This window comes from Vogesella mureinivorans (assembly GCF_007644035.1).
Lineage (GTDB): Bacteria > Pseudomonadota > Gammaproteobacteria > Burkholderiales > Chromobacteriaceae > Vogesella > Vogesella mureinivorans.
On sequence record NZ_VMTV02000426.1, the window covers coordinates 1 to 613 of the forward strand.

A 613-nucleotide genomic window follows, 5' to 3' on the forward strand; every position below is an offset into this window, starting at 1 on the left:
TGGCAGACAAACGCAGCAAAATGCTCACGATGTGGGTGACTGAGGATGAGCACCGGCGGCTGCTGGAACGCTGCGACGGCAAACAGCTCGCGGCCTGGATGCGGCAGACGTGCCTGGACGAGAAGCCAGCCCGCACCGGCAAACTTCCGTCGCTCTCGCCGGCGCTGCTTCGTCAGCTTGCCGGCATGGGTAACAACCTGAACCAGATCGCCCGGAAAGTGAATGCCGGTGGTGCCGGTCATGACCGGGTGCAGATCATGGCTGCCCTGATGGCTATAGACGAGGGACTGGAGCGGCTGCGGCACGCGGTGCTGGAAAAAGGGGTGGATGATGATCGTTAAATTTCATCCCCGGGGGCGAGGCGGTGGTGCCGGTCCGGTGGATTACCTGCTGGGAAAAGACCGGCAGCGCGAGGGGGCGACCGTGCTGCAGGGAAAACCGGAGGAAGTCCGGGAGCTTATCGATGCCTCGCCGTATGCGAAAAAGTACACCTCCGGCGTGCTGTCGTTCGCGGAGGCTGAACTGCCGCCCGGGCAACGGGAGCAGATCATGGCCAGCTTTGAGCGGGTTCTGATGCCCGGGCTCGATAAAGACCAGTACAGCATTCTTTGGG

The 613-nt window shown here is 62.5% G+C and carries 2 protein-coding genes; both read left to right on the plus strand.

All coding sequences use genetic code 11. The annotated features are described in order from the left end of the window. On the plus strand, window positions 1-341 hold a 341-nt coding region (locus FLQ44_RS11335; protein WP_240801261.1), incomplete at its 5' end, for a MobC family plasmid mobilization relaxosome protein. Continuing rightward, window positions 328-613 (plus strand): hypothetical protein (locus FLQ44_RS11340; protein WP_439144925.1); only part of this gene is annotated, 286 nt, incomplete at its 3' end. The genes FLQ44_RS11335 and FLQ44_RS11340, both read left to right, overlap by 14 nt.